General features: G+C 74.9%; 21 protein-coding genes, 1 tRNA gene and 1 pseudogene. 17 read left to right on the top strand and 6 right to left on the bottom strand.

What is annotated here, in order from left to right; translation table 11 throughout:
* Nucleotides 1-165: 165 nt before the first annotated feature.
* The gene (gene acs, locus ABD990_RS25075) at nucleotides 166-2,139 is read right to left on the bottom strand and encodes an acetate--CoA ligase (protein WP_345383193.1); all 1,974 of its coding nucleotides are present in this window, start codon (nucleotides 2,137-2,139) and stop codon (nucleotides 166-168) included.
* Nucleotides 2,140-2,299: 160 nt separating this feature from the next.
* Here acs and ABD990_RS25070 point away from each other — a divergent pair, with 160 nt between their 5' ends.
* Nucleotides 2,300-3,043, top strand: a complete 744-nt coding sequence (locus ABD990_RS25070; RefSeq protein WP_345383192.1) for an oxidoreductase — start codon at nucleotides 2,300-2,302, stop codon at nucleotides 3,041-3,043.
* Nucleotides 3,044-3,461: 418 nt separating this feature from the next.
* Here the strand turns inward: ABD990_RS25070 and ABD990_RS25065 are convergent, their stop codons facing one another.
* Entirely contained in the window at nucleotides 3,462-4,370 is a 909-nt protein-coding gene (locus ABD990_RS25065) for an HAD family hydrolase (protein ID WP_425569657.1), read from the bottom strand.
* 579 nt (nucleotides 4,371-4,949) lie between these two features.
* Here ABD990_RS25065 and ssd point away from each other — a divergent pair.
* From ssd to ABD990_RS25030, 7 genes and pseudogenes are all read left to right on the top strand, one after another.
* Complete coding sequence (ssd, locus tag ABD990_RS25060; protein WP_345383190.1) at nucleotides 4,950-6,047, top strand: septum site-determining protein Ssd; 1,098 nt, start codon at nucleotides 4,950-4,952, stop codon at nucleotides 6,045-6,047.
* On the top strand, nucleotides 6,044-7,231 hold the full coding sequence (locus ABD990_RS25055; RefSeq protein WP_345383189.1) for a TadA family conjugal transfer-associated ATPase: 1,188 nt from the start codon (nucleotides 6,044-6,046) through the stop codon (nucleotides 7,229-7,231). The genes ssd and ABD990_RS25055 overlap by 4 nt, the downstream gene beginning before the upstream one ends.
* Nucleotides 7,228-8,034, top strand: coding sequence for a type II secretion system F family protein (locus ABD990_RS25050; RefSeq protein ID WP_345383188.1), 807 nt, complete (start codon nucleotides 7,228-7,230; stop codon nucleotides 8,032-8,034). Before ABD990_RS25055 ends, ABD990_RS25050 begins: the two co-directional genes overlap by 4 nt.
* Nucleotides 8,031-8,804 (top strand): type II secretion system F family protein, encoded by a 774-nt coding sequence (locus ABD990_RS25045; RefSeq protein ID WP_345383187.1) that lies wholly within the window; start codon nucleotides 8,031-8,033, stop codon nucleotides 8,802-8,804. Before ABD990_RS25050 ends, ABD990_RS25045 begins: the two co-directional genes overlap by 4 nt.
* An 83-nt stretch (nucleotides 8,805-8,887) precedes the next feature.
* Nucleotides 8,888-9,331, top strand: a complete 444-nt coding sequence (locus ABD990_RS25040) for a DUF4244 domain-containing protein (RefSeq protein ID WP_345383186.1) — start codon at nucleotides 8,888-8,890, stop codon at nucleotides 9,329-9,331.
* Nucleotides 9,331-9,801, top strand: coding sequence for a TadE family type IV pilus minor pilin (locus ABD990_RS25035; protein WP_345383185.1), 471 nt, complete (start codon nucleotides 9,331-9,333; stop codon nucleotides 9,799-9,801). The genes ABD990_RS25040 and ABD990_RS25035 overlap by 1 nt, the downstream gene beginning before the upstream one ends.
* Nucleotides 9,798-10,133, top strand: a pseudogene (locus ABD990_RS25030) (Rv3654c family TadE-like protein); the annotation flags it as partial. The gene ABD990_RS25035 and the pseudogene ABD990_RS25030, both read left to right, overlap by 4 nt.
* Before the next feature lie 441 nt (nucleotides 10,134-10,574).
* Here ABD990_RS25030 and ABD990_RS25025 read toward each other — a convergent pair.
* Nucleotides 10,575-13,088, bottom strand: coding sequence for a DEAD/DEAH box helicase (locus ABD990_RS25025; protein WP_345383184.1), 2,514 nt, complete (start codon nucleotides 13,086-13,088; stop codon nucleotides 10,575-10,577).
* Between the two features lie 69 nt (nucleotides 13,089-13,157).
* Nucleotides 13,158-13,664, bottom strand: coding sequence for a hypothetical protein (locus ABD990_RS25020; RefSeq protein ID WP_345383183.1), 507 nt, complete (start codon nucleotides 13,662-13,664; stop codon nucleotides 13,158-13,160).
* Between the two features lie 232 nt (nucleotides 13,665-13,896).
* Here ABD990_RS25020 and ABD990_RS25015 point away from each other — a divergent pair, with 232 nt between their 5' ends.
* The 5 genes from ABD990_RS25015 to topA all read left to right on the top strand — a co-directional run bounded on the left by ABD990_RS25015 (nucleotide 13,897) and on the right by topA (nucleotide 21,832).
* Complete coding sequence (locus ABD990_RS25015; protein ID WP_345383182.1) at nucleotides 13,897-16,194, top strand: sodium-translocating pyrophosphatase; 2,298 nt, start codon at nucleotides 13,897-13,899, stop codon at nucleotides 16,192-16,194.
* Nucleotides 16,195-16,427: 233 nt separating this feature from the next.
* Nucleotides 16,428-16,991, top strand: coding sequence for a hypothetical protein (locus ABD990_RS25010; RefSeq protein ID WP_345383181.1), 564 nt, complete (start codon nucleotides 16,428-16,430; stop codon nucleotides 16,989-16,991).
* Between the two features lie 80 nt (nucleotides 16,992-17,071).
* On the top strand, nucleotides 17,072-17,668 hold the full coding sequence (locus tag ABD990_RS25005; RefSeq protein WP_345383180.1) for a hypothetical protein: 597 nt from the start codon (nucleotides 17,072-17,074) through the stop codon (nucleotides 17,666-17,668).
* Between the two features lie 92 nt (nucleotides 17,669-17,760).
* A complete protein-coding gene (locus tag ABD990_RS25000) occupies nucleotides 17,761-18,729 on the top strand; it encodes a hypothetical protein (RefSeq protein WP_345383179.1) in 969 nt (322 codons plus the stop codon).
* A 253-nt stretch (nucleotides 18,730-18,982) separates the two neighbouring features.
* On the top strand, nucleotides 18,983-21,832 hold the full coding sequence (topA, locus tag ABD990_RS24995) for a type I DNA topoisomerase (protein WP_425569656.1): 2,850 nt from the start codon (nucleotides 18,983-18,985) through the stop codon (nucleotides 21,830-21,832).
* A 170-nt stretch (nucleotides 21,833-22,002) separates the two neighbouring features.
* Here topA and ABD990_RS24990 read toward each other — a convergent pair whose 3' ends face one another.
* A complete protein-coding gene (locus ABD990_RS24990; protein ID WP_345383178.1) occupies nucleotides 22,003-22,470 on the bottom strand; it encodes a GatB/YqeY domain-containing protein in 468 nt (155 codons plus the stop codon).
* A 46-nt stretch (nucleotides 22,471-22,516) separates the two neighbouring features.
* Here ABD990_RS24990 and ABD990_RS24985 point away from each other — a divergent pair, with 46 nt between their 5' ends.
* The 4 genes from ABD990_RS24985 to ABD990_RS24970 all read left to right on the top strand — a co-directional run bounded on the left by ABD990_RS24985 (nucleotide 22,517) and on the right by ABD990_RS24970 (nucleotide 24,842).
* Nucleotides 22,517-23,452: a metallophosphoesterase gene (locus ABD990_RS24985; protein WP_345383177.1), complete on the top strand. Its 936-nt coding sequence runs from the start codon at nucleotides 22,517-22,519 to the stop codon at nucleotides 23,450-23,452.
* 35 nt (nucleotides 23,453-23,487) lie between these two features.
* Nucleotides 23,488-23,564 (top strand) — tRNA-Pro (locus tag ABD990_RS24980).
* Nucleotides 23,565-23,702: 138 nt separating this feature from the next.
* On the top strand, nucleotides 23,703-24,323 hold the full coding sequence (locus ABD990_RS24975) for a GyrI-like domain-containing protein (protein ID WP_345383176.1): 621 nt from the start codon (nucleotides 23,703-23,705) through the stop codon (nucleotides 24,321-24,323).
* A gap of 39 nt (nucleotides 24,324-24,362) precedes the next feature.
* Nucleotides 24,363-24,842 (top strand): hypothetical protein, encoded by a 480-nt coding sequence (locus ABD990_RS24970; protein WP_345383175.1) that lies wholly within the window; start codon nucleotides 24,363-24,365, stop codon nucleotides 24,840-24,842.
* 99 nt (nucleotides 24,843-24,941) lie between these two features.
* On the opposite strand, the gene ABD990_RS24965 is transcribed toward ABD990_RS24970, so the two are convergent.
* Nucleotides 24,942-25,952, bottom strand: a complete 1,011-nt coding sequence (locus ABD990_RS24965; protein WP_345383174.1) for a 2Fe-2S iron-sulfur cluster-binding protein — start codon at nucleotides 25,950-25,952, stop codon at nucleotides 24,942-24,944.
* Nucleotide 25,953: the final 1 nt, after the last annotated feature.

Below are 25,953 nucleotides of genomic sequence, written 5' to 3'. Positions count from 1 at the left end.
CCAGGTCAGCCTCTGCCCCTGGCGCCTGGGCGCGATCACCGCCGCAGCCCTCGTCCTGCTCCACCACGACCACGACCGCAGCACCTAACCCGGCAGCAATCCGAAGATCGCTACCGGGAAAGGCTCACTGAGCGAGAGTGCCGTTCGTCCGGGTCGGGGGCGGGCTCACTCCTCGCCCTTGCCCTCCTTCAGACCGGTCTGGATGAGGTCCATGACCGCCGAGTCGGCCAGCGTGGAGACGTCGCCGACCTCACGGTTCTCCGCGACGTCCCGCAGCAGCCGGCGCATGATCTTGCCGGAGCGGGTCTTCGGCAGCTCGTCCACGACCATGATCTGGCGCGGCTTGGCGATCGGGCCGATCTCCTTGGAGACGTGGTCGCGCAGGGCCGCGATGGCCTGTTCGCCCTTCGCCTCGTCCTGGGCCACGTTCCCGCGCAGGATCACGAACGCGACGATGCCCTGGCCCGTCGTCGGGTCCGAGGCGCCGACGACCGCGGCCTCGGCCACCGTCGGGTGGCTGACCAGTGCCGACTCGACCTCGGTGGTCGAGATGCGGTGGCCCGAGACGTTCATCACGTCGTCGACGCGGCCGAGCAGCCAGACCGCGCCGTCGTCGTCGTACTTCGCGCCGTCGCCGGCGAAGTAGTAGCCCTGCTCCTCGAAGCGCGACCAGTAGGTCTCGCGGTAGCGCTCCTCGTCGCCCCAGATCGTGCGCAGCATCGACGGCCACGGCTTGTCCAGCACGAGGTATCCGCCCTGGCCGTTGCCGACCGGCGAGCCGTTCTCGTCGACCACCGTCGCGCCGATGCCGGGCAGCGGGCGCATCGCGGAGCCGGGCTTGGTCGCGGTGACGCCGGGCAGCGGCGAGATCATGATCGCGCCGGTCTCGGTCTGCCACCAGGTGTCCACGATCGGGCAGCGCTCGCCGCCGATGACCTGGCGGTACCACATCCAGGCCTCGGGGTTGATCGGCTCGCCCACAGAGCCCAGGACCTTGAGCGAGGAGAGATCGAACTTCTCCGGGATCTCCTTGCCCCACTTCATGAACGTGCGGATCAGCGTGGGCGCGGTGTAGTAGATCGAGACGCCGTACTTCTGCACGATCTCCCAGTGCCGGCCCTCGTGCGGGGTGTTCGGCGTGCCCTCGTACATCACCGACGTGGCGCCGTTGGCCAACGGCCCGTAGACGATGTAGCTGTGCCCGGTGACCCAGCCGATGTCGGCGGTGCACCAGTAGACGCTCTCGCCGGGCTTGTGGTCGAACACCACGTGGTGGGTGTACGCGACCTGGGTCAGGAAGCCACCCGAGGTGTGCAGGATGCCCTTCGGCTTCCCCGTGGTGCCCGAGGTGTAGAGGATGAACAGCGGGTGCTCGGAGTCGAAGTCCTCCGGCGTGTGCTCCTCGGAGGCCGCATCGACGACGTCGTGCCACCACAGGTCGCGGCCCTCGGTCCACGGCACGTCGGTCTCGGTCCGCTTGACCACCAGCACGTGCTCGATCGAGGTGCCCTCGACAGCCTGGTCGGTGTTCTCCTTCATCGGCGCCGGCTTGCCACGGCGGAACTGCCCGTCGCTCGTGATCAGCACCTTGGCCTCGGCGTCCTCGATCCGCGCCTTGAGCGCGCCCGGGGAGAACCCGCCGAACACCACGCTGTGCAGCGCACCCAGCCGCGCGCAGGCCAGCATGGAGAACACGGCCTCGGGGATCATCGGCAGCTGGATCGCCACCCGGTCGCCGGTGCCCACGCCCAGCTCCGCCAGCGCGTTCGCGGTCTTGCAGACCTCGCGCTGCAGGTCGGCGTAGGTGATGGTGCGGGTGTCGCCCGGCTCGCCCTCCCAGTGGAACGCGACCCGGTCCCCGTTGCCCGCCTCGACGTGCCGGTCCACGCAGTTGTAGGCGACGTTCAGCTTGCCGCCCACGAACCACTTCGCGAACGGCGGCTCCCAGTCGAGAACCCGCTCCCACCTGGTGCCCCAGGACAGCCGGTCGGCCTGCTCGGCCCAGAACCCCTCGCGATCCGCGTCCGCCCGCTCGTACCAGTCCGCCGTGGCGTTGGCCTGGGCCGCGAACTCCTCGCTCGGGGGGAAGCTCCGGCTCTCGGTCGAGAGGTTGTCGAGTGTCGCTCCGGACTCGGCCATGTTCTCGTGCCCTCCTCTAGCCGTGGCGCTTCGGCGCACCGGTGCTGAGCGACGGCGCGCACGTCAGGGAAAACGTAGTGCTCCGAATGCGCCTGCGCACCGTCAGTACGGAGAGGACACCGCCCGGCCGGTCAGGAGTCCCCGGTGGCAGCATGGCGCGGTGCCCGCCCGTACCGACCCGCTCGCCCCGCTGACCGAGCTCCCGGGGGTGGCCGACGCCGTCGCCGCGGCCCGCGCGGCCCTCGTCCCGGTGCACAACCACCAGGTCAACCGGCGTGGGTGGCCCGCGACGTCGGCCGAGGCCGCCCTGCGCGGCGCCCGCGCGTCGGCGGCGCTCGACGGCGCCCCCCTCACCCCCGCCCGCGAGGACCACGTCACCGACCCCGTGCTGGCCGGCGCGGTCCGGGTGGCCGACGAGGCGACGAGGCTGCTGGCGGTGTGGAAGGGCGCGCCGCTGCAGGCGCTGGCCCGGCTGCACGTGCTGGCGGCGACCGACCTGATCCCGGTCGAGGAGCACGAGGCCCGCCTCGGGCGCCCGCGCGAGGGCGCCTCGGCGCGGCTGTCCCTGCTGGCCGACCTGGTGACGGGCGGGACCTCGGCGCCCGCCCCGGTCGTCGTCGCGGTGGTGCACGGCGAGCTGCTCGCCCTGCGCCCCTTCGGGACCGCGGACGGCGTCGTCGCCCGGGCGGCGGCCCGGCTCACCGCCGTCGCGACCGGGTTCGACCCCAAGTCGCTCGCCGTGCCGGAGGTCGGGCACCTGCGGCGGGCCCAGGAGTACCGCGCGGCGGCGGAGGGCTTCGCCGCGGGGACGCCGGAGGGGCTGCGGGAGTGGATCCTGCACTGCTGCCGCGCCTGGGAGGCCGGAGCGCGCGAGGGGATGTCGATCGCCGACGCCCGGGCCTGACGCCCGGATCCGACGGAGCCCGGCAGGGTCCTGACACATGAAGGGGCGGTGCCCCTCCACCGTGACGGAAAGGGGCACCGCCCACTTGCACGAGACACCGGGATCCAGGCGTGCACTACGTGTCGTGCTCCGGCCTCGGCGTCCGGCGTCCCGGTACGCAGGCCCACGACGACATGCCTCCCGCGGCGTGCTGTGCGTGGAGTGCCCGGCGATCGTGCACGGAGTTCCGGGAAGAGGGGCCGGGTGCTTCTCTGCCGCACCGACCCTGGCCTCTCGGAAGTCCGTGAGGCCATTCGTACCCCGTGAGCGGCACCACATCAAGGGGTGCTTCGAGGTGCACCGGTTCAGCTCCGCAGGGTGGCGATCACGGCCCCGTGACTCGACCCGGACGGCGGATGCGCTCCTCCGCCGCCGTCGTTCAGAATGCCCCCGACCTGCGGAAACGGCTGCCCCGCTCGCGGATCCGCTGTGCCCACCAGTCGGCGCCGCCGGCCGCGGCGAGAGCCAGTCCCACCGCGGCGAGCCCCAGCCCGGCGGCGACGGCCAGCACCGGCGCCCGCGGACGGAGCCTCGCACGAAGCGACACCGGGGCCGCGAAGGTCAGCACCGGCCACCCCCGCTGCTCCGCCTCGCGGCGCAGCGCGCGGTCCGGGTTGACCACGGTGGGGTGCCCGACGGCGAGCAGCAGCGGCAGGTCGGTGATCGAGTCCGAGTAGGCCCGGCAGTCGGCGAGGTCGTAGCCGCCCTCGGCCGCGATCGCGCGTGCGGCGACCGCCTTCTCCTCGCCGTAGCAGTAGAACTCGATCTCGCCGGTGTAGCGGCCGTCCCGCACGGCCATGCGGGTGGCCATGCTGCGGTCGGCCCCGATCAGCGCGGCGATCGGCTCCACGACCTCCAGGCCCGACGCGCTCAGCACCACTACCTCGTCCCCCGCGGCGTGGTGCTCGGTGATCAGCTCGGCCGCCTCCGCGTAGATCATCGGCTGGACGATCTCGAGCAACGTCTCGGCCACGATGGACCGGACCTGCGCGACCTCCCACCCCGTGGCGAGCGCGGTGATGCGGCGGCGCAACAGGTCCATCGTGTCCGCGTCGGCGCCTGCGAAGAGCAGCAGGAGCTGGGCGTACGCGCTGCGCAGCACGGCCCGCCTGCTGATCAGCCCCTGGCGGCGGAAGGGTCGGGAGAAGGCGAGCGCGGAGGAGCCGGCGAGGATCGTCTTGTCGAGGTCGAAGAACGCGGCGGCGGCCCGCCGCGGGGCCCGGGGAGCGGCCGTCGGCGCGGGGGCGGTCGGAGCGGGCACCGGGGCAGCCTGCCAGACCCCGGACATGCGACAGGAGCGGCCCGAGGCGGCACGACCGGGGCGTGCGCGGGGCCGGACATGGGACGGCCTCCGCCAGGGGGGATTGGCGGAGGCCGTCGGGCGGTTCAGCCCCGGGGGGTCGAGCTGAACCCGCTCGGACACGGTCCGAGCCGACGACAACTGTAACCGCAAGTACGTCGCGGGGCCATGACTGTCTGCCCGGTGATCGCCCGACGGCCGTCGAGAGGGAGGCAGTTGCGGGGCGAGCCCCCAGGGCGCCCCGCAGGTACGGCGCCACGCTGGACACCGGAACCTCGGACGAGTGTTTCGACGTGCGTTGACGCCGCCCTCGCGGCGGACACCGGAGCAGGCGCCCGAGCGGTTGCCCGAGCGCCCTCGCGCCGCGCCGCCCTCGGCAGGCCACACGCCCCCGCACGATCGTGCCCCGGCACCCCGACGGATCCCGAGAACGGAGCCCGTCCCCCAAGGATCTGTCCACACCCGACCCCGACGATCCACAGCGGCGCGATCGGTCCGTCCGCCCGCCCCGTGAGGCCGCAGGCTCGACGCGGCCCCGAGGGACGGGAGCGGCGGAGGGAGCGTGCGATGGGCGAGCGGACACTGGTGATGGTCGAGGACCCCGAACTCCTCGACGCCGTGCTCCGGCTGGCGGCGGCCGCCGGGTGCGAGGTGCACCGGGCGGCGGACGCGGCGGACGCGCGGCGGCACTGGGCCGGCGCGCCGTTCGTGCTGCTCGACGTTGAGTCGGCCCGGCGGTGCGTCCGGGCGGGGCTGCCCCGGCGCGCCGACCTGGTGCTGGTCGGCTACGACCGGGCCTCCGTCGAGGCGCTGGAGTGTGCGGTCGCCCTCGGCGCGGAGCAGGCCGTCGAGCTGCCGGCCGCGGAACCGCACCTGGTCGAGCGGCTCGCGGCCGCGGCGGAGCAGGGCGAGGCGACCGGCGCCGGCCGGGTGCTCGCCGTCGTCGGTGGGAAGGGCGGGGCGGGGGCGTCCGTGCTGGCCGCGGCCGTCGCCGTCGTCGCGGCCTCCTCGGGCGACCGCACGCTCCTGGTCGACTGCGACCCGCTCGGCGGCGGCCTGGACCTGGTCCTGGGGGCCGAGGAGGTCACCGGCCTGCGCTGGCCGGAGCTCACGATCACGGACGGTCGCGTGCCCGCCTCGGCGCTGCACGCCGCGCTCCCCACGCCCGCGATCAGCCGGTCCGGGGGTGAGCTCGGCGTGCTGTCCTGCGCCCGGGCCGCGGCGGGGCCGTCGGCGGGAGCGGTCACCGCCGTGCTCGAGGCCGGGCGCCGGGCGGGCGAGACGGTGGTCTGCGACGTCCCGCGCTACCCGACGGACGCCGCCGTCGCGGCCCTCGACGCCGCCGACCTGACCGCGCTGGTCGTCCCGGCGGACGTCCGCTCCTGCGCCGCCGCGGGCCGGGTCGCCGCGGTGCTCGCCGAGCAGACCCGCGAGGTCGGCCTCGTGGTGCGCGGCCCCTCCCCCGGCGGGCTCGCCCCGTCGGACGTGGCCGCGGCGCTCGAGCTGCCGCTGCTCGCGGCGATGCCACCCGAGCGCGGGCTGGCGCGGGCCACCGAGCAGGGCGTGCCGCCCGGGCGCCGGCGCGGCGCGCTCTCCACCGCCGCCCGCGAGCTGCTCACCGCGCTGGCCGGCGCCGGTGCGCCGGGTCTGCGGCGGGCGTCGTGAGCGCGCTGGTCGACCGCGTCCGCACCCGGCTGGCGGAGGACGGGCGGGAGCCGACCCCCGCCGCCGTGGCGGACGCGGTGCGCGCCGAGTCCGGCGGGGTGGCGTCGGACCTCGACGTCCTCGCGGCCCTCCGGGTGCTGCGCGAGGAGCTGGTCGGGGCCGGCCCGCTCGACCCGTTGCTGCGCGATCCCCGCACCACGGACGTGCTCGTCTCCGCGGGCGGCACGGTGATGATCGACCGCGGGACCGGGCTCGAGGCCGCGCCCGTCCGGCTGCCGGACGAGTCGGCGGTCCGCCGGCTCGCCCAGCGCCTCGCCCTCGCCGCGGGCCGCCGGCTCGACGACGCCAGCCCCTACGTCGACGGCTGGCTCACCGGCGGGGGCGGCGGATCCCGCGGGGTCCGGCTGCACGCGGTGCTGGCGCCCGTCGCCGTCGACGGGACCTGCCTGTCGCTGCGCGTGCTCCGACCCGCCGCGCACGACCTCGCCTCGCTCGCCCGCCTCGGCACCCTCGAGCCGGCCGCCGAGCAGCTGCTGCACGCGGTGGTCGCGGCCCGGCTCGCCGTGCTCGTCTCGGGCGGCACGGGCTCGGGCAAGACCACGCTCCTCGCGGCCCTGCTCGGCGCGGTCGACCCGGCCGAGCGGATTCTCACCGTCGAGGACGCGCAAGAGCTCCAGCCCCGGCACCCGCAGGTCGTCCGGCTCGTGGCGCGACCGGCGAACATCGAGGGCGCCGGCGGGGTGAGCCTGCGCGACCTCCTGCGTCAGGCGCTGCGGATGCGACCGGACCGGGTCGTCGTGGGCGAGGTGCGGGGCGGCGAGGTCTGCGATCTCCTCTCGGCGCTGAACACGGGGCACGACGGCGGCGCCGGCACCGTGCACGCGAACTCGGTCCGCGAGGTGCCGGCCCGGTTGGAGGCGCTCGCCGCGCTCGGCGGGATGGAGCGGGCGGCCCTGCACAGCCAGCTGGCCCCGGCGGTGCAGGTGGTGCTGCACATGCGCCGCACCCCCCACGGCCGGGTGCTCGAGGCCGTCGGGGTGCTCGAGCGGCAGGCCGCCGCGGGGCCCACCGAGGTCGTCGTCCGGCCGGTGTGGGAGCGCGGCCGTGGCTGGACCGCCGATCGCGAGCACCTGGGGCGGCTCCTCGCCGAGCGCGGTGTGCCGGCACCGTGGGGCGCGTCGTGAGCGCGACGGTGCCCGCCCTGCTGGCGGCGGCCGTGGTCTGCGCCCCGGGGTCGTCGGCGCGGCGCCGGCTGCGGTTGCTGATCCCGACGCCCGCAGGGCGTGCCCGCGCCGTCCCGCCGCTCCGCCTTCTGGTCGTGCTCGCCGGAGCCGGGCTCGGCCTCGTCCTCGGCGGGCCGGCCGGCGCGGTGGCCGGTGCGGTGGCGGCGGAGGTGATGCGGAGACGGCGCACGCGCGCCCGGGAGCGGGCGGCGGCGGTCGCGGCCGCCGGTGAGCTCGCCGAGGCCGTGTCCCGGATCGTCGAGGAGCTCCGTACCGGGGCGCACCCGGCGGCAGCCCTCGACGGAGCCCGCTCGGACGGCCCGCTCGCAGCAGAGGCACTCGCCCCAGCGGCCGCGGCAGCACGGCTGGGCGACGACGTACCGGCGGCCCTCCGCCGCGGTGCCGGCGAGCGGTCGGACCTGGTCGCCACCGAGCTGCGCCGCCTCGCCGGGGCCTGGTCCCTGGCCGACCGGCACGGCGCCCCGCTGGCGGACCTGCTGTCCGGCACCCTCGCCGACCTGCGCTGGCGCCTCGCCTTCGAGGCCCGGGTCCGGGCCCGCCTGGCCGGGCCGCGCGCCACCGCGGGGGTGCTGACCGCGCTGCCGTTGCTCGGGCTCGGCCTGGGTCACCTGCTCGGCGCCGACCCGCTGGGGGTGCTGCGCGACGGGATTCTCGGTCAGGCCCTCCTGCTCGTCGGGTCCGGGCTCCTGCTCGCCGGTCTGCTGTGGAGCGACCGGATCGCGACGGGCCCGGTGACCCGATGACGGCGACCACTGCCGATTCCGATCTCCCGCTCGCCGTCGCGCTGGTCCTGCTCGCGGTCGCGCTGCTCGTGGGCGGTGCGCCCGGTGCACGGAGGCGACTGAGCGCTCTGCTCACGGTGGCCTCCGGCACCGCCGAGCCGGCCGCCCCGCTGCGCCGCGGCTGGACCGCGGTGGGAGGGCTGGCCGTGGCCGTCGTCGGCTGGACGGTGGCCGGCGGGCCTGCGGCCGGTCCCGCCGGGCTCGCCGCCGCGCTCGTCGTCGGTGCGGCCGCCGCTGTGGGTCTGCACGTCCTCGTGGCCCGGGCGGCGACACGGCCCGCTCGCGCCGCCGATGCCGGCGGCCTGGCCGCGGGCTGGGAGCTGCTGGCCACCTGCCTCGAGGCCGGGCTCCCGGTCCCTTCGGCCGCGGAGGCGGCCGCGATGCGGATCGAGGGCGAGGTCGGCGCCGGTCTCCGCCGGGCGGCGGGGCTGCTCGAGCTCGGGTCGGCGCCGGCGGAGGCGTGGGCCGCAGTGGGCTCGGTGCCGGGCCTCGAGGCCTTCGGCCGCGCCGCACGCCGGTCGGCCGACACCGGCGCCGGGCTGGCCCGGGTGGCGCGCTCCGAGGCGGCACGACTCCGCGCGGGCCTCACCGACGTCGCCGAGGCGAAGGCCGAGCGCGCCGCGGTGCTGATCGCCGCGCCGCTCGGCGTCTGCTTCCTCCCGGCCTTCCTCGCCGTGGGCATCGCACCGGTGGTCATCGGCCTCGCCGGGGAGGCGCTGGCCCGATGGTGATCGCCCTCCCACCGGCCTGCTGCGCGCCGCCGCGACCCCGACCGCTCCGCCCCCGGCCCGATCCCGACCCTCGAGGAGGACCCATGTCCCTGCCCGCACTCGCCCTGCCCCACCCCGAACCGCACCGCGACCCGCGGCGCGATCCGCTCCCGGGCCCGCGCAGCAGCGTCCTGCGCGTGTGCCCCGACCTCACGCGGCACCGGCCGCCCACCGAGCGTCAGCCCGGCACACCGACCGAGCCCGGCCCGCTCGACCCCGGCCCGCGCACCCCTCGGCCTCCGCGCTCCCGCCGAGGAGGTCGCGCGGGAAGCCCGCTCCGCTGCGCCCGGCGCGGGCTCGCCGGCCTCCTCCGCACCGCGGCCGCCCGGCTCACCGCCGACGACCGGGGGATGTCCACGGTCGAGTACGCGATCGGCACGTTGGCCGCGGCCGCGTTCGCCGCGGTCCTCTACACCGTGATCAGCGGCGACTCGATCGTCACCGCGCTGACTCAGCTCGTCCAGCGCGCCCTGTCGGTCACTTTCTGATGCGCCAGGCCGAGCGTGGCGCGGTCACCGTCGAGGCGGCGATCGCGCTGGGCGCGCTCACCCTCGTCGTCCTCGCCGCGCTCGGCTCCGTCGCCACGGTCGCCGCGGCCGTCCGCTGCACGGACGCGGCCCGCGAGCTCGTCCGCCTCGCCGCGCGGGGCGAGGCCGAGCGCGGGCGTGCAGCGGCCGCGGCGCTGGCCCCGAGCGGCGCGACGATCGAGCTGACCGTCGCCGACACGGAGGTCCGGGCGGTCGTGAGCGCGGGGCCCGTCAGTCCGCTGCCCCTCCGGGTCGCCGGCAGCGCGGTCGGCGCCCTGGAGCCCGGAGCGGTCGCCGCCGAGGCAGCCACGGGCACACCGGACGCGGTGGATGCATCGGCGGCCGCACTCACGCCGAAGGTCGTCACGCAGCCCGCGCGCACGCTCGCGCACGGCATGGCGTCGCACACGTCCGAGGAGGCCACGACGTGAACCGCCGGTCCGACCCCGACCGCGGCTCCGCCACCGTGTGGGCCGCGCTCGCCGCGGCCGCGCTCCTCGCGGTCACGGCCTTCCTCGTCGACCTCGGTGGCGCCGTGCTCGCCCGCCACCGTGCGGAGGCGGCCGCCGACCTCGCCGCACTGGCGGCCGCGGGCGACCCCGTCCAGGGCGAGCAGGTCGCCTGCGCGGCGGCGCGTCGGGTCACCGACGGCATGGCCGCCGAGCTCGCCCGGTGCACCGTCGACGGCTGGAACGCCGTCGTCGAGGTGCACGTGCGGCGCCCGTGGAGCCTGCTCGCCGCAGCGGCGGCGACGGGCCGGGCGCACGCCGGACCGGTGCCGGAGACGGTCCCCGCGGGGCCGGGCGGAAGGGCGCCGGGCGACGTTCCGGTGAACGGTCGGGAAGGCCCGGCGAACGGCGTTGCGATTCCGGCCTCCGCCCACCGTGGCCGCCGACTCGTCGGCCACCCGTCGACCGACTCCGGCACCCGCGCTCGTCGTGGGTCCGGAACCGATCGGCGACCGCGTCTGGCGGCCGCCGTGCGGACCGGGCCTACTAAACACGGCACGGCCGGGTCGACGCCCACGGTGGAGTCGGCACCACCGTCCACGAACACGCTCCCCAGACCGCGGTGGGACCGAGGCGCTCCGTCGCTGACCCCCGTACGGACCCACCGCCCGCTGGCCGCCGCCGGCCGGTCCGGCCCCCGACGGGCCCGCCGGCGGCGGCCGACGACCCCGCCGACACCGCCCGCGCGGGAGCACTCAGCCCATGGCCGGGTACCGCACCAGCGCCCCGATCACCAGGTCCAGCACCCGGACCGCCCCGGCCTTGTCCAGCGGGTTGTTCCCGTTGCCGCACTTGGGCGACTGCACGCACGAGGGGCACCCGGTGCGGCAGGCGCAGTCCCGGATCGCCTCGCGCGTCGCCCGCAGCCACCGCTCGAGCACGGCGTGCCCCCGCTCGGCCAGCCCGGCGCCGCCGGGATGGCCGTCGTGGACGAACACCGTCGGGAGCCCCGTGTCCGGGTGGAGCGCGGTCGAGAGGCCGCCGATGTCCCAGCGGTCGCAGATCGCGAAGAGCGGCAACAGGCCGATCGCGGCGTGCTCGGCCGCGTGCAGCGCGCCGGGCACGCGGGCCGGATCGATCCCCGCGTCGGCCAGCACGGACTCGTCGATCGTGTACCAGACCGAGCGCGTCTCGAGGGTCTGCGCGGGCATCTCCAGCGGGACGGTCTCGAGCACCCTCCCGTCGGAGGTGCGACGCTGGTAGCCGACGACCTGGCTGGTCACGCGGACGTCGCCGAAGCACACGGAGACCGGGCCGTGGTCGCTGCGCACCCGCACGGCCACGATCTCCACGTCCGAGTTCGAGCGTGCGTCGGTGCGCCAGTCGGGCTCCTCCTGGTGCACGAGTGCGACACCGGCGTCGAGGTCCAGCTCGTCGACGACGTAGCTCTCCCCGCGGTGCAGGTAGACGGCCCCGGGGTGCGCGGTCCCCGGGGCGGAGGCGCCGTCGACCGTGCCGAGCATCCGCCCGGTCCCGGCCTCGACCAGCGCGACCTGCCCGAGACCGGAGCCTCGGATGTCGACGGAGGCGGCGGGCTGCTCCCGCGTCGTCGGCCAGAACCACCCGGTCGGCCGCCGGCGGAGCACCCCGTCCTCGACCAGCTCGGCGAGCACCTCCTCGGCCACGCCGCCGCCGAAGACGCCCGCGACGTCCTCCTCGGTCAGCGGCAGCTCGGCGGCGGCGCACACGAGCTGGGGCGCGAGCACGTACGGGTTGCCGGGGTCGAGCACGCAGCTCTCCACGGGCGCGCCGAGGAGGGCGCGCGGGTGGTGCACGAGGTAGGTGTCCATCGGGTCGTCTCGCGCGACGAGCACCACCAGCGCCTCGTCCGCGGCACGTCCGGCGCGGCCCGCCTGCTGCCAGAAGGAGGCGTGGGTGCCCGGGAAGCCCGCCACGACCACGGCGTCCAGCCCCGCGATGTCGACGCCGAGCTCCAGGGCGTTCGTCGTCGCCACGCCGAGCAGCTCCCCGCGCATCAGCGCGCTCTCCAGCGCCCGCCGCTCCTCGGGGAGGTAGCCGCCGCGGTAGGCCGAGATGCGCGGCACGAGGTCGGGGTCGACGTCGGCAACGAGCCGCTGGGCGCCGAGCGCGGTGACCTCGGCCCCCCGCCGCGAGCGGACGAACGCGAGGCTCCGAGCGCCCTCGACCACGAGGTCCGCCAGCATCCGGGAGGACTCGGTCGAGGCGGGCCGGCGGACCGGGGCACCGTTCTCCCCGCTGAGCTCGGGCAGCAGCGGCGGCTCCCACAGCGCGACCGTCCGGCCCGCGCTGGGCGACCCGTCCTCGGTCACCGCGGTCACCTCCCGGCCGGTCAGCCGGCAGGCGAACTCGGCGGGGCGCGCCACGGTGGCCGAGGCGAGCACGATCGTCGGCCGCGCCCCGTAGCGCCGGGCGATCCTCAGCAGGCGGCGCAGCAGCAGCGCGACGTGCGAGCCGAACACCCCGCGGTAGGTGTGGCACTCGTCGACGACCACGAACGCGAGCCGGCGCAGGAATCCGGCCCAGCGCCCGTGCCGGGGCAGCACCGAGCGGTGCAGCATGTCCGGGTTGCTGAAGATCCAGCGCGCGTGCCGGCGGGCCCAGTCCCGCTCGTCCATCGGGGTGTCCCCGTCGAGCGCCGCGGGCCGGACGTCCGGCAGCCCGAGCTCGCGCAGGGCGCGGAGCTGGTCGGCGGCGAGTGCCTTGGTGGGCGACAGGTAGAGCGCCGTGGCGCGCGGCTCGGCCGCGAGCCGCGACAGCACCGGCAGCTGGTAGACGAGGGACTTGCCCGAGGCGGTGCCCGTGGCGACCACGACGTCCCGCCCCGCGTGGGCCAGCTCCGCGCCCTCGGCCTGGTGGCTCCACGGCCGGGCCACGCCGGCCCGGCGGAAGGCGCCGATCACCTCGGGCGGCGCCCAGTTCGGCCACTCGACGGCGCGCCCCGGCCGCGGCGGCAGGCGCACCGCGTGGCGCAGCGGGTTCGTCGCCTCCGCCGGGTCGAACCCGTTCGGGTCCTCGAGCTCGTCGACGAGCTCGGGCGGCAGCGAGTCGTCCGCCCCGAGCTCGACGACGGGTACGTCCGGATCGACGCCGGAGCCCGCGAGGACCCGGCCCAGCAGCTCCAGCCCGCGCGCCGACCGCTGCACCGGGGCGGCCGCGGGCACGACCGGTTCCGGCGGCCCCTCGACGAGCACCGGCCCGCCCGCCCACCCGATCGCCTGGTCACGCATACTGTCGAGGCTCGCACACGGCACCGACGGTTCCACGCGCACGCCCGCCCGAATCACGGCCGCGTCCGGTCAGCCGCCGGGGGCTCCGGTGAGCACGCCACCGACCGCCGAGGCCACGGCGTCGAGCTCGTCGCGCGCCTGCGCCCAGCCCCCCGCCCGCGGCTGGATGCTGAGCACCGCGACCACGAACCGCTCCCCCGGACCGAGCAGCCCGGCGCTGTGCAGGTAGTAGCGGCCCGAGAAACAGCACATCCACCCCTGCTTGGCCACGGCGTCGGCCGCCGCCCCCGTGGCCGTCCCCGGCGCGAGCAGCCCGAAGTCCTGCGCGAAGCCGTCCCGGGCCACCGCCGGCGCGGCGGCGAGGGCGCCCAGCAGGAGGTCCCGGTCGGCGGCGGGGAGGTCGAGGACGTGGTCGTAGAGCTGCAGGTAGTCCTCGGCCGAGACCCGCGGTCCAGGAGCGTCGGCGATGCCGGCGTGCTCAGCAGCGCGGGTACGAGCGCCGTTGCGACCACCACGACAGCGAGGCCGGTCCGGCGAGTCCCGCGGACGGTGCGACCTCGGAAGGTGATCGTTCAATCATCATACGGACCTGCGGATTCGGCCATTCGGCCGTCTGTGTTCTCGATCACCTCGCCCGTCGGGGAGGTGGGGTGGTGTGGATCTCAACTGCGACATCGGACACACTCGTACACTGCACGCGCCCGTCGCACCGACGCGACGGGCCATGCGCTCGACGCCAGGGATGCCGTCGGAACGCGAGCCGGCCGCATCGGCCTCCCTGGCGCACACCGACGCAACAGGAGGACGGATGTCCGTGCCCGCTGTGGGCCTCGAGCTCGGCTCGGGTGATCGCGTCGTCGTCGGCGTGGTCGCCGTCGTCGCGCTCGCGGCCCTGGCCATCGGCTACATGCTGCTCCGGGAGGTGCTGGCCGCCGGCCAGGGGACCAAGCGGATGCAGGAGATCGGAGAAGCGGTCCAGGAAGGCGCCCAGGCGTACCTGAAACGCCAGTTCAGGACACTCGGCATCTTCGTGGTCGTCGTCTTCCTGCTGCTCCTGGCGCTGCCCGCCGACGACCTGGGCGAACGCATCGGCCGATCGATCTTCTTCGTCATCGGCGCGGTCTTCTCCGCCACGATCGGCTACCTCGGCATGTGGCTCGCCACCCGCGCGAACATCCGCGTGGCCGCGGCCTCGCGCGAGCCGGGCGGCCGGGAGAAGGCCACCCGCATCGCGTTCCGCACCGGCGGCGTCGTCGGCATGTTCACCGTCGGCCTGGGTCTGTTCGGCGCGGCGCTGGTCGTGCTGGTCTACGCCGGCCAGGCGCCCAAGGTCCTCGAGGGCTTCGGCTTCGGGGCGGCGCTGCTGGCGATGTTCATGCGTGTCGGCGGCGGAATCTTCACCAAGGCGGCCGACGTCGGCGCCGACCTGGTCGGCAAGGTCGAGCAGGGCATCCCGGAGGACGACCCGCGCAACGCGGCGACGATCGCGGACAACGTCGGCGACAACGTCGGCGACTGCGCCGGCATGGCGGCCGACCTCTTCGAGTCCTACGCGGTGACCCTGGTCGCGGCGCTGATCCTCGGCTCGGCGGCGTTCGGCCTGCAGGGCCTGCTGTTCCCGCTGATCATCCCGGCGATCGGCGTCATCACGGCGGTCATGGGCGTCTACATCACCCGGGCCCGCCGGGGCGAGAACACGCTCAAGGCGATCAACCGCAGCTTCTACATCTCGGCGGTCTTCGCCGGCGTGCTGTCGATCGTGGCGGCGTTCATCTACCTGCCCGGCAGCTTCGCCGACCTGACCAACCCGACGGACGCCTCCGTCGCCACCCTGACCCAGGACCCGCGGATCATCGCCTCGGTCGCCGTGGTCATCGGCATCGTCCTCGCGGGCGTCATCCTCTGGCTGACCGGCTACTTCACCGGCACCGAGGACAAGCCGGTGCAGGACGTCGGGCGCTCGTCGCTCACCGGTCCGGCCACCGTCATCCTGTCCGGCATCTCGATCGGCTTCGAGTCCGCCGTCTACACGGCCCTCGTCATCAGCGCCGCCGTCTACGGGGCGTTCCTGCTCTCCGGCTCCATCGTCGTCGCGCTGTTCGCGGTGGCCATGGCGGGCACCGGCCTGCTGACGACCGTCGGCGTCATCGTGGCCATGGACACCTTCGGCCCGGTCTCCGACAACGCCCAGGGCATCGCCGAGATGTCCGGCGACGTCGAGGGCGAGGGCGTCGACATCCTGACCGAGCTCGACGCGGTCGGGAACACCACGAAGGCGATCACCAAGGGCATCGCCATCGCCACCGCGGTGCTGGCCGCGACGGCGCTGTTCGGCTCGTACCGCGACGCGTTCACCCAGGCGCTCACCAAGGCCGGGGTCGCACTGCAGGACGCGGGCAACACGTTCAGCGCGGAGGTGTTCAGCCCGAACACCCTCGTCGGCGTGATCATCGGCGCCTCCGTCGTGTTCATGTTCTCCGGGCTGGCCGTCAACGCGGTGACACGCGCGGCGGGCGCGGTCGTCTACGAGGTGCGGCGGCAGTTCGCCACCAAGCCGGGGATCATGGACGGCACGGACCGGCCGGAGTACGGCCGGGTCGTCGACATCTGCACCCGGGACTCGCTGCGCGAGCTGGCCACCCCGGGGCTGCTGGCGATCTTCGCCCCGATCGCCGTGGGCTTCGGCCTCGGCGTCGGCCCGCTGGCCGGATACCTGGCGGGCGCCATCGCGACCGGCACGCTGATGGCGATCTTCCTCGCCAACTCCGGCGGGGCGTGGGACAACGCGAAGAAGCTGGTCGAGGACGGCAACCACGGCGGCAAGGGGTCGGACGCCCACGAGGCGACGGTCATCGGCGACACCGTCGGCGACCCGTTCAAGGACACCGCCGGCCCGGCCATCAACCCGCTGATCAAGGTCATGAACCTGGTCTCGGTGCTGATCGCGCCCGCGGTCGTCGTGTTCACCGTCGGCGACAGCGCCTCCGCCCCGATCCGGATCGCGATCGCGGTCGTCGCGGTGGTCATCATCGTCGCGGCGGTCACGGTGTCGAAGCGCCGCACGTCGTCGATCCAGGAGACGCCGGCGGACAGTCCCGTGGCCTGATCCACCACCACGCCGTCCGGGACGTCCGGCCGGGCTGGGCCGAACGGGCCCGGGCCGGTCGCCCGGGCGTCGGCCCCTCTCGGCGATCCAGGAGGCCGCTCGTCCCCCTCCGGGGCGGGCGGCCTCCTGCGTCCGGGCCGGGCTCGCTACCGTCTCAGCGCCCGCACGGGGGCGACGGTGCACAACCGGCGTGCGGGTCCGACGAGCTGGGCGGACGTGGAGGACGGATGAGGATGCCCACCAGGGTCACGAGGGCCACCCGGCGGCGCGCCGCGGCGGTGGCGGCGGTCGCGGCCGGGCTGCTGCTCGCCGGGTGCGGCGGCGCGAGCGAGCAGGAGACGGTCGACTGGACCAACGGCCTGTGCAGCTCGTACGCCACCTTCCGCGAGGCGGCGATCGTCGGCCCGCAGCCGGCGTCGGACCTGCCCGCGCAGACCCGCAACCTCTCCGCCTACCTCGGCAGCACCGCGGCCTCGCTGGACAAGGCGCTCGCCGACCTCGACGGCCTCGGCGCCTCGCCGGTCTCGGGCGGCGACGAGGCCGTCACGAAGTTCCGCGATCAGCTCGGGGGCTACCGCTCGGCCTTCCAGCAGGCCCGGGCCCAGGTCGACGCCCTCGACCTCGGCTCCCCGACGCTGCAGCAGGACATCGAGGGCGCGGTCGCCCCGGTCCTGCAGCTGCAGGACACGAACCAGGACCCGCTGGCGGGCCTCGACTCGGCGGTCACCGACGCCGCGACGAAGGCGCCCGCCTGCCAGAACCTCAGCCGCCTCAGCAGCCCCACCCCCGGCGGCTGAGCAGGGCGGGGACCGGGCGTTCGCGTACTGTCGGCCCCCGGCCCCCGGCCCCCGCTCCCCTCGCCCCCAGGAGGCGCCCCGTGCCCCGCCCGTCCCGGCTCGCCGTCGCCGTGGTGCTCGGCGGGCTGCTGTCCGTCAGCGGCTGCGCGACCGTCGTCGCGGGCACCCCGACCGCCGATCCGGCACCGCGTCCCGCGGCCGGCCGCGGCGCCGACCCCGTGGCGTGGGTCGACAAGGTCTGCGGCGCGGTCCTCACCTACACCACGCCGGTGCTGGCCCAGCCCGCGTTCGACGGCGCCGACCTACCCACGATCAAGCAGCGGCTCTCGGACTACCTCGGCGCGAGCCAGGCCGGCCTGCAGCAGAGCCGCGACCAGCTCGGCACGGTCGGGGCCTCGCCCGTCGGCGGGGGTGACGACACCGTCGCGCGCATCTCCGCGGGCCTGGAGAAGCTGCAGAACGACATCGGCGCCGCCAAGGCGAAGGTCGACGCCGCCGACCCGGCGAACGTCGACGCCTTCCGGGCGGCGCTCGACGAGACCAACACCAACCTCAAGCAGCTCACGGCGCCCGACGCGCTCGGCGACCTCAAGACCTCGCCACGCCTCGACAAGGCCGCCCAGCAGGCGGGCAACTGCACGACGCTGGCCACCCTCCCGGGCGCCGCACCCCGTTAGAGGCGCGTGTCGCCCGGCGTGTCGCCTCGGGGACGGGCGAACCCGGCGCGCCGCACGATCATCTCTCGAACACATGTTCTAGGGTGCGCGACGTGTCCCAGCTCTCGCTGTTCTCCGCGGACGCCCGGCCACCGCGGCTCGGCGATCTCGCCGGGCTGCTGTGCGGGCCGGCGCGGATCATCCGGTTCGGCGCGGGGGACACCGCGCGGATCAGCCTGCACGTGGCCGACGCCGGACGGGCGGCTGCCGTCCGCGCCGCGGCGGCGCCGTTCGGCATCCCCTTCGAGCTCGGCGAGCGGACCTGCGCGGGCCGGGAGCTGCGCACCGCCTACCGCCGCGACCTCGCGGGTCTCGCGCGGGCCTGGACGGGCCGTGACCGGCGCAAGACCGTCCCGGGGGGCTTCCAGCTCGACGGCACCGCGCTGCGGCTCTGGGTGCTCGCCGGCGGCCGCGCGGACGGGCGCGGGGGGTACGTCCTGCCCCTCGACGGCGCCGCGTCCGGAACCCACGACGCCCTGATCGCCGCCACCACCCGCCTGGGGCTGCCGCCCGCCCGGATCGCCCTGCCGCCCTGCGAGGCCTGCCGGGAGCGCGCGGCCGCCGCATCCGAGCCGGGGGCCGACACAGGGAATGACACAGTGATCGGCGCAGACCTCGACGCGGGGTTCGACGGAGAGGCCGACGAAGAGACCGACGGAGGGGTCGACCCGGAGACCTACCCGGACCCCGCGGAAGAGTCCGACCTCCCCACCCCGGGCGACCGGCCCGCGCCGCCCGGCCCCCGCACGTCCTCGCATCACCGAACCCGCCCACCCGCCGCCCTCCTGCTGACGGACGGCACCACGGCCCTCGACATGCCGGCGGAGCCCGCCCCGGCCCACTGCCGCACCCACCATCTCGCCCTCGTCCCGGACGTCGAGCCGGAATGCCCGGCGGCCGGGCCGGCGTTACGAATCACAGGAGTGCGCCGCCTGCAACGGCTCGTGGAACTGGTCGGCCCCGCCCCCGACGACGTGGACACCGCCGACTGGCCCAGGCACTGGGGTCGGGGCCGGGCTTGACCGGCGGGCTACGCTCCCCCGGTCGATCCGCCAGGTCGCGACGCGGTGTGACGGATGCGACATGCTCGGTCGATGTGCGACCGTGGCGGCGGGGGTCGGCGATGGAGCAATACTGTCGATCCCGGGTCGAAGGGGAGTGACGCCGTGACCGGAGGTAACGGTCGGGTGCGCCGCCCCGAACGAGACGCCCGGAAGTCGGACGCGGGCCGGTGCGTGACCGGCGACGCGGCCGGAGGGATGGAGTAGGACCAACGTGGCAACCCGAACGACGAGCACGGACACCGACGCGCCTGCCGCGAGCAACGGCACGGCCGCCGGCACCCGCACGCGCCGCGCCGCGGCCGGCGGGGGGCGTCGGAACGGGAACGGCACGGCGACCTCCGCCGGCGGGCGCGTGCGCCGCCTGGTGATCGTGGAGTCCCCCACCAAGGCCAAGAAGATCCAGCCGTACCTGGGCAACGACTACGTCGTCGAGTCGTCGGTCGGGCACATCCGCGACCTGCCGCGCGGCGCGGCGGACGTGCCGGCCAAGTACAAGGGCGAGCCGTGGGCGCGGCTGGGCGTGGACGTGGACAACGAGTTCCACCCGCTCTACATCGTCACGCCGGAGAAGAAGTCGAAGGTCTCCGAGCTGAAGGACCTGCTCAAGGACGCCGACGAGCTCCTCCTCGCCACGGACCCCGACCGCGAGGGCGAGGCCATCGCCTGGCACCTGCTGGACACCCTGCGCCCGAAGATCCCGGTGCGCCGGATGGTCTTCCACGAGATCACCGAGCCGGCGATCCGCGCGGCCGCGGAGAACACCCGCGAGCTGGACCAGGACCTGGTCGACGCGCAGGAGACCCGCCGCATCCTCGACCGGCTCTACGGCTACGAGGTCTCCCCCGTGCTGTGGAAGAAGGTCATGCCGAAGCTTTCGGCGGGCCGCGTGCAGTCGGTGGCCACCCGGCTGATCGTGGAGCGCGAGCGCGAGCGGATGGCGTTCGTCCCGGCGGGCTACTGGGACATCGCCGCGACGCTCGACGCCGGGGCGGATGCCACCCCCCGCCAGTTCGGCTCCCGGCTGATCTCCGTCGACGGCAACCGGGTCGCGGTGGGCCGCGACTTCGGGCCGGACGGGAAGCTGAAGAACACGGACGTCACCGTCCTCGACGAGGCGAGCGCCCGCCGGCTGGCGGAGGCGCTCGAGGGCCGGGACCTGACCGTCGCCTCGGTCGAGTCGAAGCCGTACACGCGTCGGCCGTACGCCCCGTTCATGACGTCGACGCTGCAGCAGGAGGCCGGCCGCAAGCTGCGCTTCTCGGCGGAGCGCACGATGCGCAGCGCCCAGCGGCTGTACGAGAACGGCTACATCACGTACATGCGTACGGACTCGACCACGCTGTCCGACGCCGCGATCCAGGCCGCCCGGGCGCAGGCCCGCGAGCTGTACGGGGACTCGTACGTCGCGCCGTCGCCGCGGCAGTACACCCGCAAGGTGAAGAACGCCCAGGAGGCGCACGAGGCGATCCGGCCGGCGGGCGACACCTTCCGCACCCCGGGCGAGATCGCCCGCGAGGTCGACGGGGACGACTTCCGCCTCTACGAGCTGATCTGGCAGCGGACCGTCGCCTCGCAGATGGCCGACGCCCGCGGCACCACCGTGTCCGTACGGATCAACGGCACCGCGGCGACCGGCGAGGACGTCGTGTTCGCCAGCTCCGGCCGCACGATCACCTTCCCCGGCTTCCTCAAGGCCTACGTCGAGACGATCGAGGAGGGCTCGGGCGGCCAGGCGGACGACGCCGAGTCCCGGCTGCCGCAGCTCACCGAGGGCCAGGACCTCACCGCCGCCGAGCTCACGCCCGAGGGCCACTCGACGAACCCACCGGCCCGGTTCACCGAGCCGAGCCTGGTGAGCAAGCTCGAGGAGCTGGGGATCGGCCGGCCGTCCACGTACGCGTCGATCATCAAGACGATCCAGGACCGCGGGTACGTCTGGAAGAAGGGCTCGGCGCTCGTGCCCTCGTGGGTGGCGTTCGCCGTCGTCGGGCTGCTGGAGCACCACTTCGGCCGGCTCGTCGACTACGACTTCACCGCCGCGATGGAGGACGAGCTCGACGCCATCTCGTCGGGCAACCTCACCCGCAACGCCTGGCTGACCGGCTTCTACTTCGGCGACGGCGGGGGCTCCGAGGGCTCGGTGGCGCGGGCGGGCGGGTTGAAGAAGCTCGTCGGCGTGAACCTCGAGGAGATCGACGCCCGGGAGATCAACTCGATCCCGCTGTTCACCGACTCGCAGGGCCGCGAGGCCGTGGTGCGGGTCGGGCGGTACGGGCCGTACATGGAGCGTCCGACCGGCGAGGTCGACGCCGAGGGCAGGCCGAAGACGCAGCGCGCGAACCTGCCCGAGGACCTGCCGCCGGACGAGCTCACTGAGGAGATCGCCGAGAAGCTCTTCTCGGTGCCGCAGGAGGGCCGCTCACTGGGCACGGACCCGGTGACCGGGCACGAGATCGTCGCCAAGGAGGGGCGGTTCGGGCCGTACGTCACCGAGCTGCTGCCGGAGGATGCGCCGAAGAAGACCAAGCCGCGTACGGGCTCGCTCTTCAAGGACATGTCCCTGGAGACGATCACGCTCGACGACGCGCTGAAGCTGCTGTCCCTGCCGCGCCTGGTCGGCACCGACCCGGAGTCCGGCGAGGAGATCACCGCGCAGAACGGCCGGTACGGGCCCTACCTGAAGAAGGGCACGGACTCGCGGTCGCTGGCCGGCGAGGAGCAGCTGTTCACCGTCACGCTCGACGAGGCGGTGGAGATCTACAAGCAGCCGAAGCAGCGCGGCCGGCGCACCGCCGCCGCGACCCCACCGCTGCGCGAGCTGGGCGAGGACGCCTCGACGGGCAAGAAGATGGTGATCAAGGACGGCCGGTTCGGCCCCTACGTCACGGACGGCGAGACCAACGCCTCGCTCCGCAAGGGCGACTCGGTCGAGGAGATCACGGACGAGCGCGCCTCCGAGCTGCTCGCCGAGCGCCGCGCCAAGGCCCCGGCCAAGAAGAAGGCGCCGGCCCGCAAGCCGGCCGCGAAGAAGGCCCCGGCGAAGAAGGCCCCGGCCAAGTGATCCGGTGAGCGGCGACAGTCGCTCCCGCGGCTATCGCCACTCGCGACCACCGGCTGCACGAACGGCACTTTCGCTCACTAGGACTGAGCGAGAGTGCCGTTCGTGCGTTCCCGGTCCTTCTGCACGAGCGGCGCTGTCGCTCACTAGATGTGAGCGAGAGTGCCGTTCGCTCAGGTCAGCAGGGCCTTCACGGCGGCGGAGAGGCGCTTGCCGTCGGCGCGGCCCTGCGCAGCGGCCTGGGCCTTCTTCATGACCTGCCCCATCTGCCGGGGGCCGGGCTTCTCGCCGGTCTCGGCCTCGACGTCGGTCACGGCCTGCTGCGCGAGGGCGGCCAGCTCGTCGTCGCCCAGCTGCTGCGGCAGGTAGCGGGCCAGGACCTCGCCCTCGGCCTTCTCCTGCGCGGCGAGCTCCTCGCGGCCGGCGGCGGAGAACGCCTCGGCGGACTCGGCCCGCTTCTTGGCCTCCTTGCGGATCACGCCGAGCACCTCGTCGTCGGAGAGCTCCCGGTGCGCCTCGCCGGCGACCTCGGCGTTGCCGATCGCGGTCAGGGTCATCCGCAGGGTGCCCTTCACCAGCTCGTCGCGGGACTTCATCGCCGCGGTCAGGTCCTTCCGCAGCTGCTCCTTGAGGGTGCTCACGGGCGTGCACGCTAGTCGAACGGGGAGGGTCCGTACCCTGGGACACGTGAACAGCCTCGCCCGCCTGGCCATCGGCGCCGTGACCACCGGAGCCGCGGGGATCGCCTACGCGGCCGGGTACGAGCGACGTCGGTGGACGCTGCGCGAGGCCACCGTGCCGGTCCTGCCCGAGGGCAGCCGGCCGCTGCGGATCCTGCACGTCTCGGACCTGCACCTCACGCCGGGCCAGGAGAGCAAGAAGCGGTGGGTCGCCGAGCTCGCCGCGCTGGAGCCGGACCTCGTCGTGGACACCGGGGACAACCTGGCGCACCCGCGGGCCGTGCCGGGCGTGCTGGCCGCGCTCGGGCCGCTGCTGGAGAAGCCGGGCCTGTTCGTGTTCGGCAGCAACGACTACTTCGGTCCCACCCCCAAGAACCCCGCCCGCTACCTGCGCAGCTCGGACCGCCGGATCCACGGCGAGCCGCTGCCGTGGCGGGACCTGCGGGCGGCGTTCGTCGAGCGCGGTTGGCAGGACGCGACGCACCAGCGGCTGTTCCTCGACGTCGACCGCCGCCGGATCGGCGTCGTCGGGGTCGACGACCCGCACCTGTCGCTGGACCGCTACGACAGCGTCTCCGGCCCGATGACGGCCGATCTGCGGCTCGGGCTGACCCACTCCCCCGAGCCGCGGGTGCTCGACGGCATGGCGGCCGACGGCGTCGACCTCGTCCTGGCCGGCCACACGCACGGCGGGCAGCTTCGCCTGCCCGGGTACGGCGCGCTCGTCACCAACTGCGGGATCGACCGCTCGCGCGCCCGCGGCGCCTCCCGCTGGGGCGCCCACACCTGGCTGCACGTCTCGGCGGGGATGGGCACCTCGCCCTACGCGCCGGTGCGCTTCGCGTGCCCGCCGGAGGCGAGCCTGCTGACCCTCGTGCCCCGCCCGGCCGCCGCCGACGCCGCAAGGGCCACCCCCGCGCAGGCCGCCGGAACGGTCGGGTAGAGTTCACCACGGCTCGGCGGGAAGCCGCGGGCCCTCGGGGTGTGGCGCAGCTTGGTAGCGCGCTTCGTTCGGGACGAAGAGGTCGCAGGTTCAAATCCTGTCACCCCGACCAGAATTCGAAGGCCCAGGTCGACAGACCTGGGCCTTCGTCGTTCCCGCGGCTCTCCGGTCGCCGGACGAGGTACCGGTCGACCTCGTGCAGCGGAAATGCCCTCGGCATCCGCGCTCGCGTCCGGCATCGTCGGGGCCGATGGCGAACAAGGTGGACCTGAAGCGGGAGCTGCCGTGCTACACGGCCACGCGCGACTCGCCGGAGATCGTGGACGTGCCGGATCTCCGGTACCTGATGATCGACGGCCACGGCGACCCGAACACGCCGGTGTACGAGGCCGCGGTCGCGGCGCTCTATCCCCTCGCCTACGCGCTCAAGTTCGCCAGCAAGAAGGATCTCGGTCGCGACCACGTCGTCATGCCGCTCGAAGGCCTCTGGTGGGCCGACGAGATGGACCTGTTCACGACGGTCCGGGACAAGTCCCGCTGGCACTGGACCCTCATGATCATGGTCCCGGACTGGATCACGGGTGAGATGTTCGACGCGGCCGTCGCACGGGTGCGCGCGAAGGAGCCACCCGCGCGGCTGGACGAGGTCCGCATGGAGACCCTGGCCGAGGGACGCTGCGTCCAGGCGCTCCACGTCGGTGCGTACGACGACGAAGCGGAGCTGTTGCGGCACATGCACCACGAGTTCATTCCGCAGCACGGCCTGACCATGGTCGGCAGGCACCACGAGATCTACCTGAGCGACCCGCGGCGCGCCGCCCCGTCGAAGCTCCGGACGATCCTCCGCCAGCCGGTGGCCGAGGCCTCCTGACCGACCGTGGTCTCTCCGCAACCACGAGGAGAGGCGCAGATGGGCGACGACGTGATGGCCCGGGTGACCGCCGCCGTGCAGCGTGGGCAGGCCGGCGATCGAGAGACCGCCCGGCGGCAGTTGGAGGCGGCGTGGGCGGAGGTCGAGCAGGCCGGAGGTGACGACTTCCACCGCTGCGTGATCGCGCACTTCCTGGCCGACCTGCAGAAGGACGACCGCGACGAGCTGATGTGGGACGAGCGCGCTCTGGCCGCGGTCGACGGCGTGACCGACGAGCGGGCGCAGCAGTTCGACCGGTCGTTGCAGGTTCGGAGCTTCCTGCCGTCGCTGTACCTGAGCGTCGCCGACGACCACCGCCGGCTCGGTGACGCGGCCCGCGCCGGCGAGCTGCTCGAGAAGGCGCGAGCCACGTCCGACGCGCTGGGCGACGACGCCTACGGCGAGCTGGTCAGGGGCGCTCTGGAGAAGATCGACCGGGCACTGGCCGAGGGCTCCACCGAGCGACTGCCGAGCACCTGACTTCGCGCGCTCGGCCGCCGCGTCTCGTCAGCAATGAGGACGGCCCGGGCGGAGCATCCTCCGCCCGGGCCGTCCCGCCCCGCAGCCCCTCGTGCCCGGTCAGCCCAGCGCGTCGGCGGGGGTGAACTTCTCGCGGTGGATGTGGCGGGGGGCCATGCGGCGGCGTTTGAAGGCCTTCACCCCTGCCTCCACCATCGCGGGCGGGCCGCAGAGCCAGCCCGACCAGCCCCTGGCGGTGGGGATGTCCTCGACGAAGGCGTCCGTCGGGAACCCCGAGCGGTGCTCCGGCGTCGGCTCGTCCGACAGCACCGGCACGAAGCGGAACCCGGGGTACTGCTCCCCGAGCTCGGCGAAGCGGTCGAGATCGTAGAGGTCCGCCGCACCCCGCACGCCGTGGTAGAGCACCACCTCGCGCGAGGGGTGCCGGGCCAGCGCGGTGCGGGCGATCCCGATCAGGGGGGCGAGGCCGGTGCCGCCACCGATGAGGACCATCGGGCCGCCGTCGTCGTCGGACTCGGGCGGGAGGTGGAAGTCGCCGAGCGGGCCGACGGCCCGGACCTCGTCGCCGACGGCGACGCCGTCGAACAGCCAGCCCTCGGTCGCCACCCCGCCCGGCACCCGCCGGACGTGCAGCTCGAGCACCTTGTCCTCGTCGGCCGTGTTGGCCAGCGAGTACTGCCGCCGCGCCCCCGACCCCGGCACGACCAGCTCGACGTACTGCCCCGCCGAGAAGGCCAGCGGCTCGGGCAGCCCCAGCAGGATCCGGCGCGTGTCGCGGGCGATGTCCGCGACCTCCAGCACCGTCGCCGCGAGATCGCGCAGCGGGTGGGTGGTCCGGGCCGAGCCGGCCCCGCCCACCTCGACGTCGGACAGCGGGCGCGCCTGGCACGCCAGGGCCATGCCCGCCGCCCGCTCCTCCGCGGTCAGGGTGTCGGACGGGGAGTCGCGGTGGTCGACCTCCCCGCCGACGACCTGCAGCTTGCAGGTGCCGCAGGTCCCCTGGTTGCAGGAGTTCGGCATCCACAGCCCGGCGCGCAGGCAGGCGTCGAGCAGGCTCTGGTCGGCGGCGCACTCGACCCGGCGACCGCCGACGGTCACCGCGAAGCCCATC

Source organism: Pseudonocardia yuanmonensis, from assembly GCF_039542425.1.
In the GTDB taxonomy this organism is placed as follows: Bacteria; Actinomycetota; Actinomycetes; order Mycobacteriales; family Pseudonocardiaceae; genus Pseudonocardia; species Pseudonocardia yuanmonensis.
The sequence above is the reverse complement of the archived record's forward strand: the minus strand, read 5'-3'. Positions and strand labels throughout refer to the sequence as shown.

Bases quoted from the DNA above. Each gene is read 5' to 3' on its own strand.
- ABD990_RS25045 (WP_345383187.1), top strand. From the start codon at position 8,031: ATGACGGCGACCACTGCCGATTCCGATCTCCCGCTCGCCGTCGCGCTG.
- ABD990_RS25035 (WP_345383185.1), top strand. From the start codon at position 9,331: ATGCGCCAGGCCGAGCGTGGCGCGGTCACCGTCGAGGCGGCGATCGCG.
- ABD990_RS25025 (WP_345383184.1), bottom strand. From the start codon at position 13,088: ATGCGTGACCAGGCGATCGGGTGGGCGGGCGGGCCGGTGCTCGTCGAG.
- acs (WP_345383193.1), bottom strand. From the start codon at position 2,139: ATGGCCGAGTCCGGAGCGACACTCGACAACCTCTCGACCGAGAGCCGG.
- ABD990_RS25040 (WP_345383186.1), top strand. From the start codon at position 8,888: ATGTCCCTGCCCGCACTCGCCCTGCCCCACCCCGAACCGCACCGCGAC.
- ABD990_RS25065 (WP_425569657.1), bottom strand. From the start codon at position 4,370: ATGTCCGGGGTCTGGCAGGCTGCCCCGGTGCCCGCTCCGACCGCCCCC.
- ssd (WP_345383190.1), top strand. From the start codon at position 4,950: ATGGGCGAGCGGACACTGGTGATGGTCGAGGACCCCGAACTCCTCGAC.
- ABD990_RS24970 (WP_345383175.1), top strand. From the start codon at position 24,363: ATGGGCGACGACGTGATGGCCCGGGTGACCGCCGCCGTGCAGCGTGGG.
- ABD990_RS24975 (WP_345383176.1), top strand. From the start codon at position 23,703: ATGGCGAACAAGGTGGACCTGAAGCGGGAGCTGCCGTGCTACACGGCC.
- ABD990_RS24965 (WP_345383174.1), bottom strand. From the start codon at position 25,952: ATGGGCTTCGCGGTGACCGTCGGCGGTCGCCGGGTCGAGTGCGCCGCC.
- ABD990_RS25010 (WP_345383181.1), top strand. From the start codon at position 16,428: ATGCCCACCAGGGTCACGAGGGCCACCCGGCGGCGCGCCGCGGCGGTG.
- ABD990_RS25015 (WP_345383182.1), top strand. From the start codon at position 13,897: ATGTCCGTGCCCGCTGTGGGCCTCGAGCTCGGCTCGGGTGATCGCGTC.